Here is a 15251-nt window from a genome sequence, read left to right on the forward strand (position 1 = left end):
CATTATTTTGAATTGAGGAGACAGCAATGAATAGCGGTCGTATCATTCAGATCATCGGCGCGGTTATCGACGTCGAGTTTGAACGCAACAGCGTTCCTAAGATCTATGACGCTCTCCAAGTAGATGGTACTGAAACTACTTTAGAAGTTCAGCAACAGCTTGGTGATGGCGTAGTTCGTACTATTGCAATGGGTTCTACTGAAGGCCTTAAGCGTGGTTTGAACGTAACTAACACTAACGCGCCGATTTCTGTACCAGTAGGTACAGCGACTCTAGGCCGTATCATGGACGTTCTTGGTCGCCCGATCGACGAAGCTGGTCCTGTTGCGACTGAAGCGCGTTTACCAATTCACCGTCAAGCGCCTTCTTATGCAGAACAAGCGGCTTCTACTGACCTTTTAGAAACTGGTATTAAAGTCATTGACTTACTTTGCCCGTTTGCGAAAGGTGGTAAAGTTGGTCTGTTCGGTGGTGCCGGTGTTGGTAAAACTGTAAACATGATGGAGTTGATCAACAACATCGCGAAAGCTCACTCAGGTTTATCTGTGTTTGCTGGTGTTGGTGAGCGTACTCGTGAAGGTAACGACTTCTATCACGAAATGAAAGATTCTAACGTTCTAGACAAAGTAGCAATGGTCTACGGTCAGATGAACGAGCCACCAGGTAACCGTTTACGCGTAGCGTTGACTGGTTTGACCATGGCTGAATATTTCCGTGATGAGAAAGACGAAAACGGTAAAGGCCGTGACGTACTATTGTTCGTAGATAACATCTATCGTTATACACTAGCGGGTACTGAAGTATCAGCACTTCTAGGTCGTATGCCATCTGCAGTAGGTTACCAGCCTACACTTGCAGAAGAGATGGGTGTTCTTCAAGAACGTATTACATCGACTAAGTCTGGTTCTATTACGTCAATCCAAGCGGTATACGTACCTGCCGATGACTTGACAGATCCATCGCCTGCTACAACGTTTGCTCACTTGGACGCAACTGTTGTATTGAGCCGTGACATCGCATCTTCTGGTATTTACCCAGCGATCGATCCACTAGACTCAACTTCACGCCAGTTAGATCCGTTAGTTGTTGGTCAAGAGCATTATGAAATTGCACGTTCTGTACAGAACGTATTGCAACGTTATAAAGAGCTTAAAGACATCATCGCGATTCTTGGTATGGACGAGCTTGCTGAAGAAGATAAACTGGTTGTTTACCGTGCGCGTAAAATCCAGCGTTTCTTTTCTCAACCGTTCCACGTAGCTGAAGTATTTACTGGTGCTCCTGGTAAATTAGTATCTCTTAAAGAAACGATTCGTGGCTTTAAAGGTCTTCTAGCTGGTGAATACGATCACATCCCAGAACAAGCGTTCTACATGGTTGGTGGTATTGACGAAGTTATTGCTAAAGCCGAGAAACTTTAATTAGCTACTCTAATTTAGGAGATTCTCATGGCGACTATGCAATGTGATGTTGTAAGTGTTCAGGAGTCTTTGTACTCAGGCACTATAACTATGCTAATTGCAAAAGGTGCTGGCGGTGAGTTGGGTATTATGCCTGGCCATGCTCCGTTGGTAACTTTGCTCCAACCTGGCGCGATCCGCGTTATTTTGGAAAACGGTACAGAAGAGTTGATCTATGTATCTGGTGGTGTTCTAGAAGTTCAACCGCATGTTGTTACGGTTCTTGCAGATACTGCAGTCCGTGCAGAAAACTTAGATGAAGCAGCTATTGTTGAAGCGCGTAAACACGCTGAAGCATTGCTTGCGAATCAAAAGAGCGATTTGGACGCTGCTGCTGCTTTGGCTGCTCTTGCAGAAACTGCTGCTCAGCTGGAAACGATCCGCAAAATCAAAAACCGCGCTCAATAAGAGACGGTTTGAGATTGAAAAAGCCACCCGAAAGGGTGGTTTTTTTATATACTAATTTTTTAAATAGTATTTCTAGAATAATGAAAATAGTTTCTTTGAATCCAATTTTTGAGGGTGTTAAGCAAGATTCAAAAATTGTTTATGAAAAAATATTATGTATTGAATGTAAAACAAAAATTAAGCATGAGGTATTGGTAGATATATCACACAATGATTGTTCTGATCCAAATATATCTTTTTATTATAATTATAGAATTTTGAGATGTTTAAATTGTGAGTCTATTTCATATCAAACAAAGTCCCATGACTCTTATGACGTTGATCCTGTAGGGTATGATCAAAGTGAAGATATGATCTACCAAGTAAATTATTTATATAAAACTTTTCCTCTTAGAGACGAAGAAACTGCTTTTTCTAAAGAGTTTGAGAAAATCTTACCTGAAGAGATTTATTCTACTTATGAAGAGGTCATAGTGGCGTTAAATAATAAAATGCCTTTGCTAACTGGATTAGGCTTGAGAACATTATTAGAGCAGATTGTGAAATATTTTGGTCATTCAGATGATTTGGGGGAAATTTTAAATAAGTTTGAACATGAGGGTTTTATCTCAACTAAGCAAAGAGGCTTACTTGATGATATTCGTTATTTAGGGAATGATGCTGCACATAGGGCAGACTCCAAAACTCGAAAAGAGCTAGTTTTGCACTTAAAAGTTTTAGAAAATTTAATTCAACAACTTTTTGTTTACTACAATTTAGATCAAGAAGAGATAAGAAAAATTAAAAGTGTAGGATTAAAACCATCACCTAGACATCCCATTCCAGTAGTAAGAGAAACTACTCAAAAGAGAAGACCTAAGAAGAGATTATAAAATCTCTGCATTTATTGCATTCTGTACCGCTCGATATAACTTTTACCCTTTCTCAGTAATGTTTTGAACCAATCTGTAAGCAGAAACACGCCATAAAAAAATCAGTGATAAGTTAAATGATTCGAACAGATTTCGCTTGTTATAGCTTAATACGATAGAAGTTTAGAACAGGCAAAACTTATAATTGAAAAAAGGGAAAACCATGGCTTATCAATCTATTAATCCATTTACCAATCAAAAATTGAAAGACTACCCATCGCATAGCGATCAAGATATTCAACATGCACTCGATACTGCAGAAAAAATTCTAAAGTCAGAATGGTCACAGCAGGTCGATACCCGTATTGCAGTACTGCGTAAATTGGCTACCAACATGCGAGCGCAAAAAGCTGAACTGGCCAAGCTTATGACCCAGGATATGGGGAAACTGATTAAGCAAAGTGAAGGTGAAATCGAAACCTGCGCCAAAATTGCAGAATACTATGCCGATCATGCCAAAGAATTTTTAGCACCCGTGTCCTATGAAACGGAACTAGGAGAAGCTTGGGTCGAGCATCATCCACTGGGTATTATCATGGCGGTTGAACCGTGGAATTTTCCATTTTATCAACTGATGCGGGTATTTGCGCCGAACTGTGCGATTGGTAATCCGGTTCTGGCAAAACATGCCGGCATTGTGCCGCAATGTGCAGAAGCCTTTGAGCAATTGGTCTTGGATGCAGGCGCACCCAAAGGTGTCTGGACCAATCTGTTTATCAGCAGTGATCAGGTCGCGCAAGTAATTGCAGACAAGCGTGTGCGTGGTGTGGCACTGACAGGTTCAGAAGGTGCGGGCAGTGCTGTGGCTGAACAGGCCGGGAAACATCTTAAAAAGTCAACGCTGGAACTGGGCGGTAATGATGTATTCATCGTACTGGATGATGCGGATCTGGAACGCGCGATCAAGTTAGGCTGTCAGGCGCGGGTTAATAATGCCGGGCAGGTGTGTACGGCGGCGAAACGATTTATCTTGCATGAAAAAATTGCCGAACAATTCAAAACCGGCATGCTGAAAGCTTTTGAACAGTTAAAACTGGGTGATCCGCTTGATCCTGAAACCACTTTAGGGCCACTGTCTTCAAAAGATGCGCTGGAAAAACTGACCAAGCAGGTTGAAAAGGCTGTAGCGCAAGGTGCGACCGTAGTTACTGGTGGTAAGGCTGTAGACCATCAAGGCAATTTCTATGCGCCAACCATTCTGGAAAATATCACGCGTGAAAATGAAGCCTGGTATGAAGAATTCTTTGGTCCGGTGGCGCAAATCTATGTGGCGAAGGATGATGATGAAATTGTCGAAATTGCCAATGATTCCAATTATGGCTTAGGTGGCGTGATCCATGCTCAGGATATTGAGCGGGCGAAAAAACTGGCGTCACGGGTAGAAACTGGCATGATCTGGATCAACTGGTTTACTGACACCACGCCCGAATTGCCATTTGGTGGAATCAAAAATTCCGGTTATGGGCATGAACTGTCGATTGATGGTTTTAGAGAGTTTGTGCAGAAGAAACTGGTCGTCGTCAAAAGCCCGAAAGAATAATATGAGCTGATCCAATGTCAAAGAAGCCACTATTTAGTGGTTTCTTTGTCTAGTTGGTCTGGATATTCTTCACGTTTGCCGCCTTCATAACTGGCAAAGCGCGGATGTTCTGGTGGAAATGACAGTTCAGCACTTGGCCAAGGCCAGCCACCAAACTGGGTTTCGCGATAACGGCGAAAAGCAGTATCTAGCTCTTGAGCACTATTCAAAACAAAAGGCCCATGCATAGCCACCGGTGCACCGATCGGTTCACCCTCCAGCCATAAAATATGTGATTCCAGCAGCCCGCCTTTGAGCTGAATATCTGCATCCGGTTTGAGTTCAAGTAGATGCTTCGGCGCTATCTTCTGTCCTTCAAGTTCCAAGCTTCTACCTTGATAAAAATAACAAAAACGCGTTGCAGTAGCAGTGGTTGCAGGAATGATTAATTCTGCTTCCGGCCCTAAAGTGATTAAATAAATATTGAGCTGATTCTCTGGAAGGGCTGCCCATGAATGTGGTGGGCGGTCCAGTGCCTGAGTCTGTTTAAACTGTCCTGAAATGACCCGGATATCCGCTTTACGTCCGCCCGCATCGGCTGAAAATACATGTGGAATCTGTTCACGCCACAACATTTTATAATCGGCTGGCTGTTTTTTCTGTTCCGGTGAGGAATTCAGCCAGATTTGAAACAGCTCCAGAGGATTGTCCTGATCCTGATGGACTAAAGGAAACATCTCGCAATGCTGTACCCCATTGCCGGTAGTCAGCCATTGCACATCACCCGCGCCATAACGTCCCGAGTTTCCCAGCGAGTCAAAATGATCGACATAACCGCGCTCGACAATGGTAATGGTTTCAAAGCCAGTATGCGGATGCTCCGGAAAACCGGGAATACTCTCGCCATAATACATGTCATATTCATGCTGCTGTGGCGGGGAAACTGGGCCTAATTCGGCATTGCCTTGTGGATAATGATCTTGATGATGAACGGTAAAAATAAAAGGATCTTTCAGATCAAGCCGGGATGTGACTGGAACCATAGAATACAGCACTGAATTCGACATGATTGAACTCCTGATGATCTGATTAGATGAAAATTCCTGATCTAAATATAATTTTTATAATCGATAACAGTGTATAGCCTGCAAGACGATTGAGGAAGATGTGTTTCGATCAATCGCCTCAAAATGAGATTTTTAAGTATTTTAAGTGTTGTCCTGATCAGTATTGCTCTCTGATTTCTGATCTGGATTCTGGATCAGCAAGCCGGCCAGTTTGACCATTTCGGATTGCACATTAACCATCTGGGATTCAATCTTTTTCAAGTTCACTTGGCTGAAATCCACCTGACCATTTAAAAGAGGAGAAGCCAGAACTTGCTGATTGGCGGTCATAATGTTGTCACGAATCTGGTCAATTTCCTGACTTTTCAAGTTCAGGTTGCCTAACACCTGATTAAAATTGCTGAGTTGCTGTTGTAGCTGGGTCGCAGTGGACTGCAGTTGCTGGGTATCTTTAGCTTCGACCGCCGTTTGCAGTTCGCTCTGGGTCTGTTTTAACTGTTCCACATAACTGCCGGCCTTGAGCTGCAAGTCGGCGACATCCCGAACCATATAAAACATATTGCCAGATTTAAGTTCAGTTGGTGTTGCCGAGCCTTGTTGCTGAGAGGCTGATTCTAAATCTGACGTTGTTGTATCTGCCTGTTCAGTCGGTGTTTCGACAGCCTGTTCACAGCCCATCAGTAAAATTCCCGAGCTAAATAATGCGAAAGGAAGGACAGCATTGGCAAGAATCTTGGACATGGAATCAGGGTCTCGATACAGGTGATGGAATTTTATTAGTATCTAATATAAGGACAAACTATGGAGATAAAAAAGATTGTTGCAAACTCATAACAATTCTTCTGGGTTGTGAACGTTACTCTATTCAAAAACAAGAAAAAGATTATTAAAAGCTGGTAAAGAAGTACTTTGCTCTCACCAAATTGGCTTGTTTGGCCCGCAATCACTTTGAAAATGTTTTAGGTGAATTTGAATGCAATTAAATAATCGTTTTTAAATAAAAAAAAATAAGTATCTACCAAGAAAATAGATACTTATTTCAAGCTTGATGATTATGAGAATAATCGAGAATTATTTTGCAATTTCTGCATTCACTGCATCGACAATCCGTGGATCATCCGCAGTGATATCTGGAGCAAAACGTGCCACTACTTCACCATTTTTATTGATCAGGAATTTTTCAAAGTTCCATAGTACTTCTGGTGGCTGGTTTGGCGTTAGGCCATAATCGACCAGATCTTTCCACCAAGGGCCTTCACCGATGCGTTCCGGGATCGCTTGCGTAAGGGTGGTATATAAAGGATGCTTGTCTTCACCCGCGACAGAGATTTTAGCAAATAGCGGGAAGTCAACTTTATAATTCACTGAGCAGAATTCCTGAATCTCGGCTTCGCTACCCGGTTCCTGTTCCAAAAAGTTATTGGCAGGGAAGCCAAGAATTTCCAAACCTTCCGCTTTTTTGTCCTGATACAGTTTTTGTAAGCCTTCATATTGCGGCGTCAAGCCACATTTAGATGCGACGTTAACCACCAGCAAAACCTTACCCTGATACTGGTTCAGCGTCGTGTCCGTTCCTTGAATCGTTTTTACCGGAATGTCATACACAGAGGTGCTCATCAGATTTCCTTTTTTATTAAATGAATGAGGGCTATTTGTTTTAACGGGTATTTAAATACAGTACAAGTCGGAATCAGTGAAATGCTTACCTGCCAGCTACAAATAGCATTAATTTTAGTTGAAAAATCAATTATGCTTAGGCACTTGCCAAGAGCGCATAGATTAACAATAGATAGAGACAGGGATGAAGTTATGACGCAGCAGCAAAAAACAATGTGGTGGGCCATGCTGCTTCCATTGACTGCGGTACTGATCTGGTCACTGAATATTGTCGTGACCCGCTATGTGACCGACTTTATCTCGCCGGTGAGCATCAGTTTTTATCGCTGGTTTTTTGCCTTTCTGATTCTAACCCCGTTTATTTTGCCGCGGGTGATTCGTGAGCGTGCCCTGATTGTGCCGCATCTGAAACAGCTGGCAGTGCTAAGTGCCTTTGGTCTGGTGCTGTATCAGGGACTGGCTTATACCGCTGCACATTACACCACCGCCACCAATATGGGCATTATTAATGCCTTTATTCCGATTTTTACCATTTTTGTGTCGATGCTGATTCTGCGCGATATTCCGAATCGCTACGCCATTATTGGTAGTCTGTTGTCCTTTGCCGGGCTGATCTATGTGATGGGGCAGGGCAATCCTTGGGGCCTGCTGCATGCCGGCGGCCAATGGGGCGATCTGCTGATGATTATCGCCGTGTTTTTCTATGCCTTTTATGGGGTTTTTCTGAAAAAATGGCAGCTGCAGATTCCGTTAATGCTGAGCCTGTATGTGCAGATTCTGTTTGCGCTGCTGTATCACCTGCCGTTTGTGGCCTGGTTGGGTCTTGATGCCATCAATATGACCAATGCCGGCAGCGTTATCTACGCCAGTATTTTCCCTTCATTAATTGCCCCTTTGGTGTGGATGATGGCGATTCAGCGTCTGGGACCGACCCGCACCAGTATCTTTATGAACCTGATGCCGGTGTTTACCGCTTTAATTGCCTTTGTCTGGTTAAAAGAGGCCTGGACCATTTATCACAGTATTGGTGGGGCGATTATTCTGTTCGGAATTGTGCTGGCCCAGAAAAAAAACTGTGGCGCCAGTGCTCCTGAAAGCCAAATAGTTGCCCAAAAAACGAACAAACAAACTTAATTCTTTGCTTGAATGATCTCGTGAATAAAGGCAAATAGACTTTAGTCGAGAAGAGTAGCTTTTAGCTTCTTTAAAAAGCACTTTAAAAAGAGCAAGATAATTTGAATTTTTCTCAAATAATGATTGATTAATCATAGGTTTAAGCTGTTTTTTAAGAGCTAAAATATATTTGTTTTTTTTAAACTGTTCGCCCATAATACGCTCCATCGCAGATCAGCGACTGTTGCTGAAATGCCCAGAGATTTCGATACCCTCTGGATGTGATAATACACATCCTTTTTTATGCTCAACCATCCCTATATGGTTGAGCTTTTTTTTGTCTTAAAACTTTAGTCGGCTTGAAAAGAAAAATGACTGAGCAAAGGCTCAGTCACGAATAATTTCACCTGTTACGGCATCAATAATCCGGCTTGGTTTCTGGCTCAGTCCCAGATCGCCATTCAGATAATTCAGATCCTGACCAAAATAACGCATGGCATCTTGCAGGGAACGTGCAGGTTCTAAGCCGGCAGGATTGGCACTGGTTGAAACAATAAAACCGCCAAAAGCCTGACACAAGGCTACACAAAGAGGATGAGTGGTCACGCGCACTGCCACTTTAGGGTGTTTGCCTTTAATCCAGCCTGGAATATCGTCATTGGCAGGGAGTAGCCAGGTGGTCGCCCGGTCTGTAGGTCGATCATTACTCCAGGACTCAATTACTTTTTCACGCATTTCTTCACTTAGATCCTGCAGCAGATGTTCTACCTGTGAAAGATGAGCTGCCAGCAGAATTACACCTTTTTCAATCGGTCGCTGCTTCAATTCTAAAATCTGATGAAATGCCTGTTCATTATAGGGGTCGCAACCTAAGCCCCAAACAGCCTCTGTAGGATATGCCAAGACTTGTCCGTCTTTAAGCCATGCTGCTGCTTCGGCAACAGAGGTAGTGATCATGTGGATACCTTATATTAAACAACAAAGCACTATTGTGAACCTTATTTCAGAATCCGACAACGTAGATACAGGCCGGCTTGCTGGGTACAAAAACCGAGTAATTCCAGTTCCATCAGTTGACTGGTCAGTGCAGATACCTCTTGCTGTACCTGCGTTCCCAATTGATCCAGACTCTGTCCCACCCAGTCCAGCTGATTATACAGACTGAGCAGATGTGGCGGGATCTGTTGTGATTCTGCTGCAGCGACTTCCAGTTTGGGGATATTTTCCAAAGCCTGCCATTGCGTCGCCAGTGCCAGTTCTTCTATTACCTGCTGAGGGTGATCAATCAGAATCGCACCTTCACGAATCAATTGATGGCAGCCTTGATGATGCTCACTGTAAATATGTCCCGGAATGGCAAATACGGTTTTGCCTTGCTCGGCCGCCAGTTTGGCTGTAATCAGAGAACCACTTTTTAATGCGGCTTCTGCCACAATCACGCCTAGACTTAAACCACTGACAATTCGGTTGCGCCGTGGAAAATGGTGCTGCAGAGGCAGTGTATCTGGCAGAAACTCACTGATGACCGCACCACCATGCTCAATGATTTGCTGCCGTAGTGACTGATGTTGTGCTGGATAGGTTTGATCCAGTCCGGTCGCCATCACTGCAATCGTGCCTTGATGTTGTAGGGCAGCCCGATGCGCTGCTTCATCAATACCATGTGCCAGACCGCTATTGATATAGAAGCCCTGTTCACTCAAATAAAAAGCAAAATCGTAAGCTACTTGCCGGCCATGCGGACTCGGCTTGCGACTACCTACAATCGCAATCTGTGCCTGAAGCAGGGTGTCAGACCTGCCTTGACCAAAAATGATCGGTGGTTTATCTGCGTAAGGGTGTAATTGTTGCGGATAATACGGGTCACTGTGCAGCAAAATAAAATCGCTATCCTGCTGGATCTGCTGCAGACAACGCTGAAATTTCTGTTGCGCTTCTGGTAGATGGAATTCTTTTAAGCGCTGTACATGATTGGCATGAATACCGAGCGCCTGCCAGACAGGGACTTGATCCGGCTGAATGGCATGGGGCAGTTCGGCATAGTGTTGACTGATTTTATAGAAACTCGAAAGGGAATGCTGAACCAGATACCATAACGTAATTGTTTCCAGTTGCGCGCGTGATAACGGGTTCAGCATATTGAGACCTATAGGGTTGTCTTCTTATTATTAAGTTTTTTTATTTAGACAAATATTTATTCATCTAAAAGAGGTGCTTGAATTCCTGCACCAACCTTGATTGGTAATTCGCTCTCCAGCACATAAGCATAGCTTAATTGATCGAAGGTTTTGAATACCATGATCTGGCCAATACGCTCACCTGGCAATTGCACACGTTCTTTAGTTTTCGGATCAGTCACGACTTCACCTTTTTGATTCACGCTAAAGACATGACCCGTCTGAACCCCATGTGCCGTACCACGGTCAATGGTGACGACACTATGACGCGCTGCTGTGCCAATCGACCCCAGTACACGCACAATCTGACCACCGGCAGCAATATTTTCTGCATTGGTCGGATAGAACAGAGTCGGTAACATTGGGTCGTATTCAGGTAAGACGCGATCACCACGACGGACTTCAGCATTGTAACTATCTGTCAGTTCAAGTGTGGTCACATCACCTTCGCCACGTACCGCAATACCAGATGCCACCTGTTGCAGCTCGAGTGCAGCCGTATATTTCTTGCCGTTTGCATCCGTAAATACATACGGTTCAGCTTCACGATACACCGCATAGCGCTGACCCACTACCAGGCCGTGACCACGTGCATAGACTTTCTGACCTTTGCCAGCCAGTACGCGCTGATCGGCAGTGCCAAGAATATATGGCGTACCTTGAACTGAGTCAGGTGCCATCAGGGTATAGCGTTCCAGCCACTGCTTGATATGTTCTAGTGGAATTACTGGAATGGTATTGTTTAACGATTCAACCCGAATCTGAGGTTGCAAGGAGGTACTACCCAGATAGCGGCTGATAATGCCTTCACAACCATCACCTTCATCTTTACCAATAATCGGACGGCCTTGGTAATCACACATCAGCAGGCGGTCACCCGGGAAAATCCAATGTGGATTTTTCACGTGCTTATTACTGGCCCAGATTTCCGGCCAACGGACCGGATTTTTCAGGAAGCGTTTCGAGATATCCCAAAGCGTATCGCCTTTTTTCACCACATAAACGTTCGGTGCATTAGCTTTTAATGCCGGTGGATTGACGTTGCGTGCAGGTGCTGCCTCGGCAGAATGAATGGTCCCCATACTGACGCCTACACAAACTGCAAGTGCCAGCATCTGATTTTTAAACCCCAAGGCACTAAAAAATGGCATGCCCTTCAAAACCTTTTTCATTATCATAATTCCTAAAATTATGTGCGTAGTTGCGTTATAATAACGATCTTACACACATTTTTTTGATGAAGCATTCCCTTCATTTGGTTTTTTGATCAATGGCATAATTGAGGACGCAGTATGGCCTTATTACCTATTTTAAGTTTCCCGGATCCCCGTCTTCGTACCATTGCACAACCTGTCGAAGAAGTGACTGATGAAATTCGTCAGCTCGCTGCGGATATGTTTGAAACCATGTATGAAGCACCAGGTATCGGACTTGCCGCGACTCAGGTGGATCGTCATATTCAGCTGATTGTTATGGATCTGTCTGAAAATAAAGATCAACCGATGGTGTTTATTAACCCCAAAATCACACCATTGACTGAAGAAACGCAGCCCTACGAAGAAGGCTGTCTATCAGTTCCTCAAATATACGATAAAGTTGATCGTCCGTCACGCGTAAAAATTGAGGCAATTAATCTGGAAGGTCAAGCATTTGAGCTCGATGCTGACGGACTTCTCGCTGTGTGTATCCAACATGAAATGGATCACTTAAATGGCAAATTGTTTGTCGATTATTTATCGCCATTAAAACGTCAACGTGCACGTGAAAAAGTGGAAAAACTGGTTCGCCAGCGCAATAAAGACAAGGTAGCAGTGAAACGCTAGGATCATTTTAAAGTTTATTTAAATGGTCTAGCAAAGCCCAATTCTGATTGGGCTTTGCTATAATCGACATAAGCATGTTTTAGGAATAGCCTGTGTTTTTACGCGCGGGGCTGCTATTTGCATTTGCAGCTGTGTTTCTACAGATTGCTGTATTTTTACAGCCTTTGTTACCGAAGCAATATCAGGTTGCTCCGGTCTGTGAAACCATCACGCGTGCGCTTTTTATCGCGACAGATGCTCATGCGCAGCATAGCGCTGGCGAGCATAGTCACCTTATCCAATCTGATCATCTTCAACATGATCATCATGATGCCAATCATCAGTGTCAGTACTGTAAGGTTCATGCCAATTTAGTCTTACCGCCTGATCTGGACATCAAACAGGTTCTTGACCGGATTCATGTCCGTTTAATTGCCTATCAAAAAACTTTTAAGCATGTCTGGTTTGTCCTTCAGCAACTCTTCTTAATTCCTCAGGGGCGAGCGCCACCACTGCCTGCATAAATCTGCATTTTTCAGCTTGGGTTGGTATTGACTCAAGCCGTGCCTAATTTATGTATTTAGTGAGATAGAGAAATGGCTCAGCCTAAATTTTCTTTACAGCCACTTGCGGCTGCGATTTGTGTTGCTTGTTATTCTTCGGTGGTGATGGCCAATGATGCCATGCCGGTTCAGACTTTGGCCCCGATTGTGGTGACATCGGCAGCAGGTAATGATGCCAATGGGCTGATTGTCCGCGCTGATCCAAAACAGCCGATTCAACCGATTCCTGCCAGTGATGGTGCGGATTATTTGCAAAGTATTGTTGGCTTTAGTTCGGTCAATAGCGGTGCCGGCACCAATGGTGATGTGACGTTCCGTGGCATGTTTGGTTCACGAATTAAGATCCTAACCGATGGCACCGAAAACCTGGGCGCCTGTCCAAGTCGTATGGATTCGCCAACCTCTTATATTTCTCCGGAAAGCTATGACCGTATTTCGGTGATTAAAGGACCGCAAACGGTTCAGTATGCCAATACTGGCTCTGCGGCCACAGTGATTTTCGAACGTACACCGGAGCAGTTTGATCAAGATCAAAACTATCGCGGTCAGGCCAGTGTCTTGATGGGATCTTTCGGACGTCTTGATCATAATGTGGAAGTCGCAGCAGGCGATGAACAGAAATATATCCGACTCAATACCAATCGTTCGGTATCGAGTAGTTATCAAGATGGTGATGGAACTACTGTGCCTTCAGACTGGGAGCGCTGGAATGCGGATCTGGCATTGGGCTGGACTCCAGATACAGATACCTGGGTAGAGCTGACGGGTGGTAAGGCGGATGGTGAAGCAGTTTATGCCGGTCGTGATATGGATGGATCACAGTTTGCCCGTGAAAGTCTGGGTTTACGTGTTGAAAAGAAAAACCTGACTGATGTAATTCAGAAAGTTGAGGCACAGATCAACTATAACTATAACGACCACATCATGGATAATTTTAGCCTGCGTCCAGTGCCGATGAAGCATGATGAGCATACTCATAACATGCAGCCAGCACCCTCTGAAATGCAGGTTACACGCCGTACTTTAAATACCCGTATGGCGATAACGAGTGAATGGGATCAAAACCAATTGATTGCCGGGATGGATTCTCAGCGCAATACGCATGCTGGAGGAATGACATCCACAAGCATGAATATGCCGCTCACTCCAGATATGAAATTCCAGTCATATGGAGCTTTTGCTGAGCTAAGTCATGAACTAAGTGATAACAACAAATTGGTTACTGGTGTGCGGGTCGATCAAGTGGAGATTGATGCCTTAAAAACTGGACAAACCCGTCAGGAAACCTTGCCAAGCGGCTTCATTCGTTTTGAAAATACCCATCCAGAACATGATGATGGTAAAACCTATATCGGACTGGGGTATGTGGAGCGTGTGCCTGATTATTGGGAATTATTTAAGACCGATTATCATGGAATAACTGCAAATACATTTAAGCAACTGAAAACAGAAAAGACCTTACAACTCGATCTGGGTTATCAACATCATCATGGCGCGTTTAATTCTTGGGTATCAACTTATGCCGGTGTGATTCAGGATTTTATTCTGATGACTTATCCTAAGTCTGCAAACTCTGGGCATGGTCATCCTATGGGTAATGATATGGGAGAAATGCAGCCAGCAAAAATGAATAGTGCGGATTCAAGAAATATCGATGCAACCATTGCAGGCGCAGAAGCTGGAATTGGTTATCAGTTTACTGACCGCCTGCAGGCCGATATCAGCGCCATGTATGCTTGGGGTGAAAACACCACAGATAATACGCCTTTGCCACAAATCTCTCCTTTAGAAGCCCGTGTTAACTTGCGCTATGTTCAAGACAAATATAATTTTGGATTGCTATGGCGTGTAGTGGGTGGTCAAAACCGGATCAGTCTTAACGAAGGTAATATTGTGGGTTATGACAACAAGCAGAGCGCAGGCTTTGGCACTTTGTCTTTAAACGGTAGCTATCATATTATGGATAGCGTGGATGTATCAGTCGGAGTCGATAATGTCCTAGACCGGACTTATACCGAGCACTTAAATAAAATGGGGGCTTTCGGGACAGGTTTACCAACAACCGAGCAGTTTAATAATATGGGACGTAATTACTGGGCACGTGTCAGTATGAAATTCTAATTGTTACTCAGTACTCCAAAAGCCATTGCTCAATAGCGATGGCTTTTTAATTTTTAGCGTTGCAATCAATTTTTCCATATTTAAATAGGGCCTATGTATCTTGGAAGAAGACCGGATAAAACAAGTTTTGTGTATATAAACGCCAGGTTGATGAAAAATCAAACAAGAATAGAATGTGAATTGAACGATATAAGTCATGTGATAAAGATTATTATAATTTAAATTCAAATAAAACAATATCTTATGTTATTTGCAGGTTGGTTTCGTTGGATGTGCTCAATAAAATTTAAAAATAATGAAATAAATTAACTATATATAACAGTGTCTTATGTTTTCATTGGTTTGAAAAATAAACACACGATAAAAAATCTTTGCAAGAAGTGTTGCAAGGGCTCTGAAATGCTGTAGAATGCACATCCATCGGCGGTGATGAAGATTAAAACTTCTGATAAAACAGTGACTTAGTTAAGTTTGATTGAGTTGGGTTTTAGAA

14 protein-coding genes are annotated in these 15251 nt (G+C 43.6%); 8 read left to right on the forward strand and 6 right to left on the reverse strand.

Annotated features, from left to right (window positions below; all coding sequences use genetic code 11):
• The first annotated feature begins 26 nt into the window (after positions 1 to 26).
• The 4 genes from atpD (at position 27) to NI468_RS10520 (ending at position 4319) form a co-directional block, all read left to right on the forward strand.
• Positions 27 to 1421 (forward strand): F0F1 ATP synthase subunit beta, encoded by a 1395-nt coding sequence (gene atpD, locus NI468_RS10505; protein WP_004644863.1) that lies wholly within the window; start codon positions 27 to 29, stop codon positions 1419 to 1421.
• Positions 1422 to 1448: 27 nt separating this feature from the next.
• The gene (locus tag NI468_RS10510; RefSeq protein ID WP_004732608.1) at positions 1449 to 1868 is read left to right on the forward strand and encodes a F0F1 ATP synthase subunit epsilon; all 420 of its coding nucleotides are present in this window, start codon (positions 1449 to 1451) and stop codon (positions 1866 to 1868) included.
• Between the two features lie 14 nt (positions 1869 to 1882).
• Positions 1883 to 2740, forward strand: a complete 858-nt coding sequence (locus NI468_RS10515; RefSeq protein WP_228719753.1) for a DUF4145 domain-containing protein — start codon at positions 1883 to 1885, stop codon at positions 2738 to 2740.
• 202 nt (positions 2741 to 2942) lie between these two features.
• The gene (locus NI468_RS10520; RefSeq protein ID WP_253101736.1) at positions 2943 to 4319 is read left to right on the forward strand and encodes an NAD-dependent succinate-semialdehyde dehydrogenase; all 1377 of its coding nucleotides are present in this window, start codon (positions 2943 to 2945) and stop codon (positions 4317 to 4319) included.
• 29 nt (positions 4320 to 4348) lie between these two features.
• On the opposite strand, the gene NI468_RS10525 is transcribed toward NI468_RS10520, so the two are convergent.
• From NI468_RS10525 to NI468_RS10535, 3 genes are all read right to left on the reverse strand, one after another.
• Positions 4349 to 5365: a pirin family protein gene (locus NI468_RS10525; protein ID WP_253101739.1), complete on the reverse strand. Its 1017-nt coding sequence runs from the start codon at positions 5363 to 5365 to the stop codon at positions 4349 to 4351.
• Between the two features lie 141 nt (positions 5366 to 5506).
• Positions 5507 to 6106 (reverse strand): hypothetical protein, encoded by a 600-nt coding sequence (locus NI468_RS10530; RefSeq protein WP_253101742.1) that lies wholly within the window; start codon positions 6104 to 6106, stop codon positions 5507 to 5509.
• 330 nt (positions 6107 to 6436) lie between these two features.
• Positions 6437 to 6982 (reverse strand): glutathione peroxidase, encoded by a 546-nt coding sequence (locus NI468_RS10535; RefSeq protein ID WP_253101745.1) that lies wholly within the window; start codon positions 6980 to 6982, stop codon positions 6437 to 6439.
• Between the two features lie 192 nt (positions 6983 to 7174).
• On the opposite strand from NI468_RS10535, the gene NI468_RS10540 reads away from it, so the two are divergent.
• Positions 7175 to 8116, forward strand: coding sequence for a DMT family transporter (locus NI468_RS10540; protein WP_253101748.1), 942 nt, complete (start codon positions 7175 to 7177; stop codon positions 8114 to 8116).
• 366 nt (positions 8117 to 8482) lie between these two features.
• Here NI468_RS10540 and tsaC read toward each other — a convergent pair whose 3' ends face one another.
• The 3 genes from tsaC to NI468_RS10555 are packed head-to-tail and all read right to left on the reverse strand — an operon-like array spanning position 8483 to position 11444.
• Positions 8483 to 9052 (reverse strand): L-threonylcarbamoyladenylate synthase type 1 TsaC, encoded by a 570-nt coding sequence (gene tsaC / locus NI468_RS10545; RefSeq protein ID WP_253101751.1) that lies wholly within the window; start codon positions 9050 to 9052, stop codon positions 8483 to 8485.
• A gap of 41 nt (positions 9053 to 9093) precedes the next feature.
• On the reverse strand, positions 9094 to 10233 hold the full coding sequence (gene dprA / locus NI468_RS10550; RefSeq protein WP_253101755.1) for a DNA-processing protein DprA: 1140 nt from the start codon (positions 10231 to 10233) through the stop codon (positions 9094 to 9096).
• 56 nt (positions 10234 to 10289) lie between these two features.
• Positions 10290 to 11444: a LysM peptidoglycan-binding domain-containing protein gene (locus tag NI468_RS10555; RefSeq protein ID WP_191112936.1), complete on the reverse strand. Its 1155-nt coding sequence runs from the start codon at positions 11442 to 11444 to the stop codon at positions 10290 to 10292.
• A gap of 120 nt (positions 11445 to 11564) precedes the next feature.
• Between NI468_RS10555 and def the strand changes: the two genes are divergently transcribed.
• The 3 genes from def (at position 11565) to NI468_RS10570 (ending at position 14758) form a co-directional block, all read left to right on the forward strand.
• Positions 11565 to 12095 carry a peptide deformylase gene (gene def, locus NI468_RS10560; protein ID WP_004644875.1) on the forward strand — a complete coding sequence of 177 codons (531 nt, stop codon included), beginning with the start codon at positions 11565 to 11567 and terminating at the stop codon, positions 12093 to 12095.
• 92 nt (positions 12096 to 12187) lie between these two features.
• Positions 12188 to 12598 (forward strand): DUF2946 family protein, encoded by a 411-nt coding sequence (locus NI468_RS10565; protein WP_004644876.1) that lies wholly within the window; start codon positions 12188 to 12190, stop codon positions 12596 to 12598.
• Between the two features lie 72 nt (positions 12599 to 12670).
• Complete coding sequence (locus tag NI468_RS10570) at positions 12671 to 14758, forward strand: TonB-dependent copper receptor (protein WP_253101758.1); 2088 nt, start codon at positions 12671 to 12673, stop codon at positions 14756 to 14758.
• Positions 14759 to 15251 lie beyond the last annotated feature (493 nt).

It is taken from the genome of Acinetobacter lwoffii, assembly GCF_024129355.1.
GTDB classification, from domain to species: domain Bacteria; phylum Pseudomonadota; class Gammaproteobacteria; order Pseudomonadales; family Moraxellaceae; genus Acinetobacter; species Acinetobacter lwoffii_I.

Excerpts from the sequence above, each read along its gene's own strand:
- NI468_RS10570 (WP_253101758.1), top strand. The coding sequence starts at position 12,671 with ATGGCTCAGCCTAAATTTTCTTTACAGCCACTTGCGGCTGCGATTTGT.
- def (WP_004644875.1), top strand. The coding sequence starts at position 11,565 with ATGGCCTTATTACCTATTTTAAGTTTCCCGGATCCCCGTCTTCGTACC.
- atpD (WP_004644863.1), top strand. The coding sequence starts at position 27 with ATGAATAGCGGTCGTATCATTCAGATCATCGGCGCGGTTATCGACGTC.
- tsaC (WP_253101751.1), bottom strand. The coding sequence starts at position 9,052 with ATGATCACTACCTCTGTTGCCGAAGCAGCAGCATGGCTTAAAGACGGA.
- NI468_RS10555 (WP_191112936.1), bottom strand. The coding sequence starts at position 11,444 with ATGAAAAAGGTTTTGAAGGGCATGCCATTTTTTAGTGCCTTGGGGTTT.
- NI468_RS10525 (WP_253101739.1), bottom strand. The coding sequence starts at position 5,365 with ATGTCGAATTCAGTGCTGTATTCTATGGTTCCAGTCACATCCCGGCTT.
- NI468_RS10510 (WP_004732608.1), top strand. The coding sequence starts at position 1,449 with ATGGCGACTATGCAATGTGATGTTGTAAGTGTTCAGGAGTCTTTGTAC.
- dprA (WP_253101755.1), bottom strand. The coding sequence starts at position 10,233 with ATGCTGAACCCGTTATCACGCGCGCAACTGGAAACAATTACGTTATGG.
- NI468_RS10535 (WP_253101745.1), bottom strand. The coding sequence starts at position 6,982 with ATGAGCACCTCTGTGTATGACATTCCGGTAAAAACGATTCAAGGAACG.
- NI468_RS10530 (WP_253101742.1), bottom strand. The coding sequence starts at position 6,106 with ATGTCCAAGATTCTTGCCAATGCTGTCCTTCCTTTCGCATTATTTAGC.
- NI468_RS10540 (WP_253101748.1), top strand. The coding sequence starts at position 7,175 with ATGACGCAGCAGCAAAAAACAATGTGGTGGGCCATGCTGCTTCCATTG.
- NI468_RS10520 (WP_253101736.1), top strand. The coding sequence starts at position 2,943 with ATGGCTTATCAATCTATTAATCCATTTACCAATCAAAAATTGAAAGAC.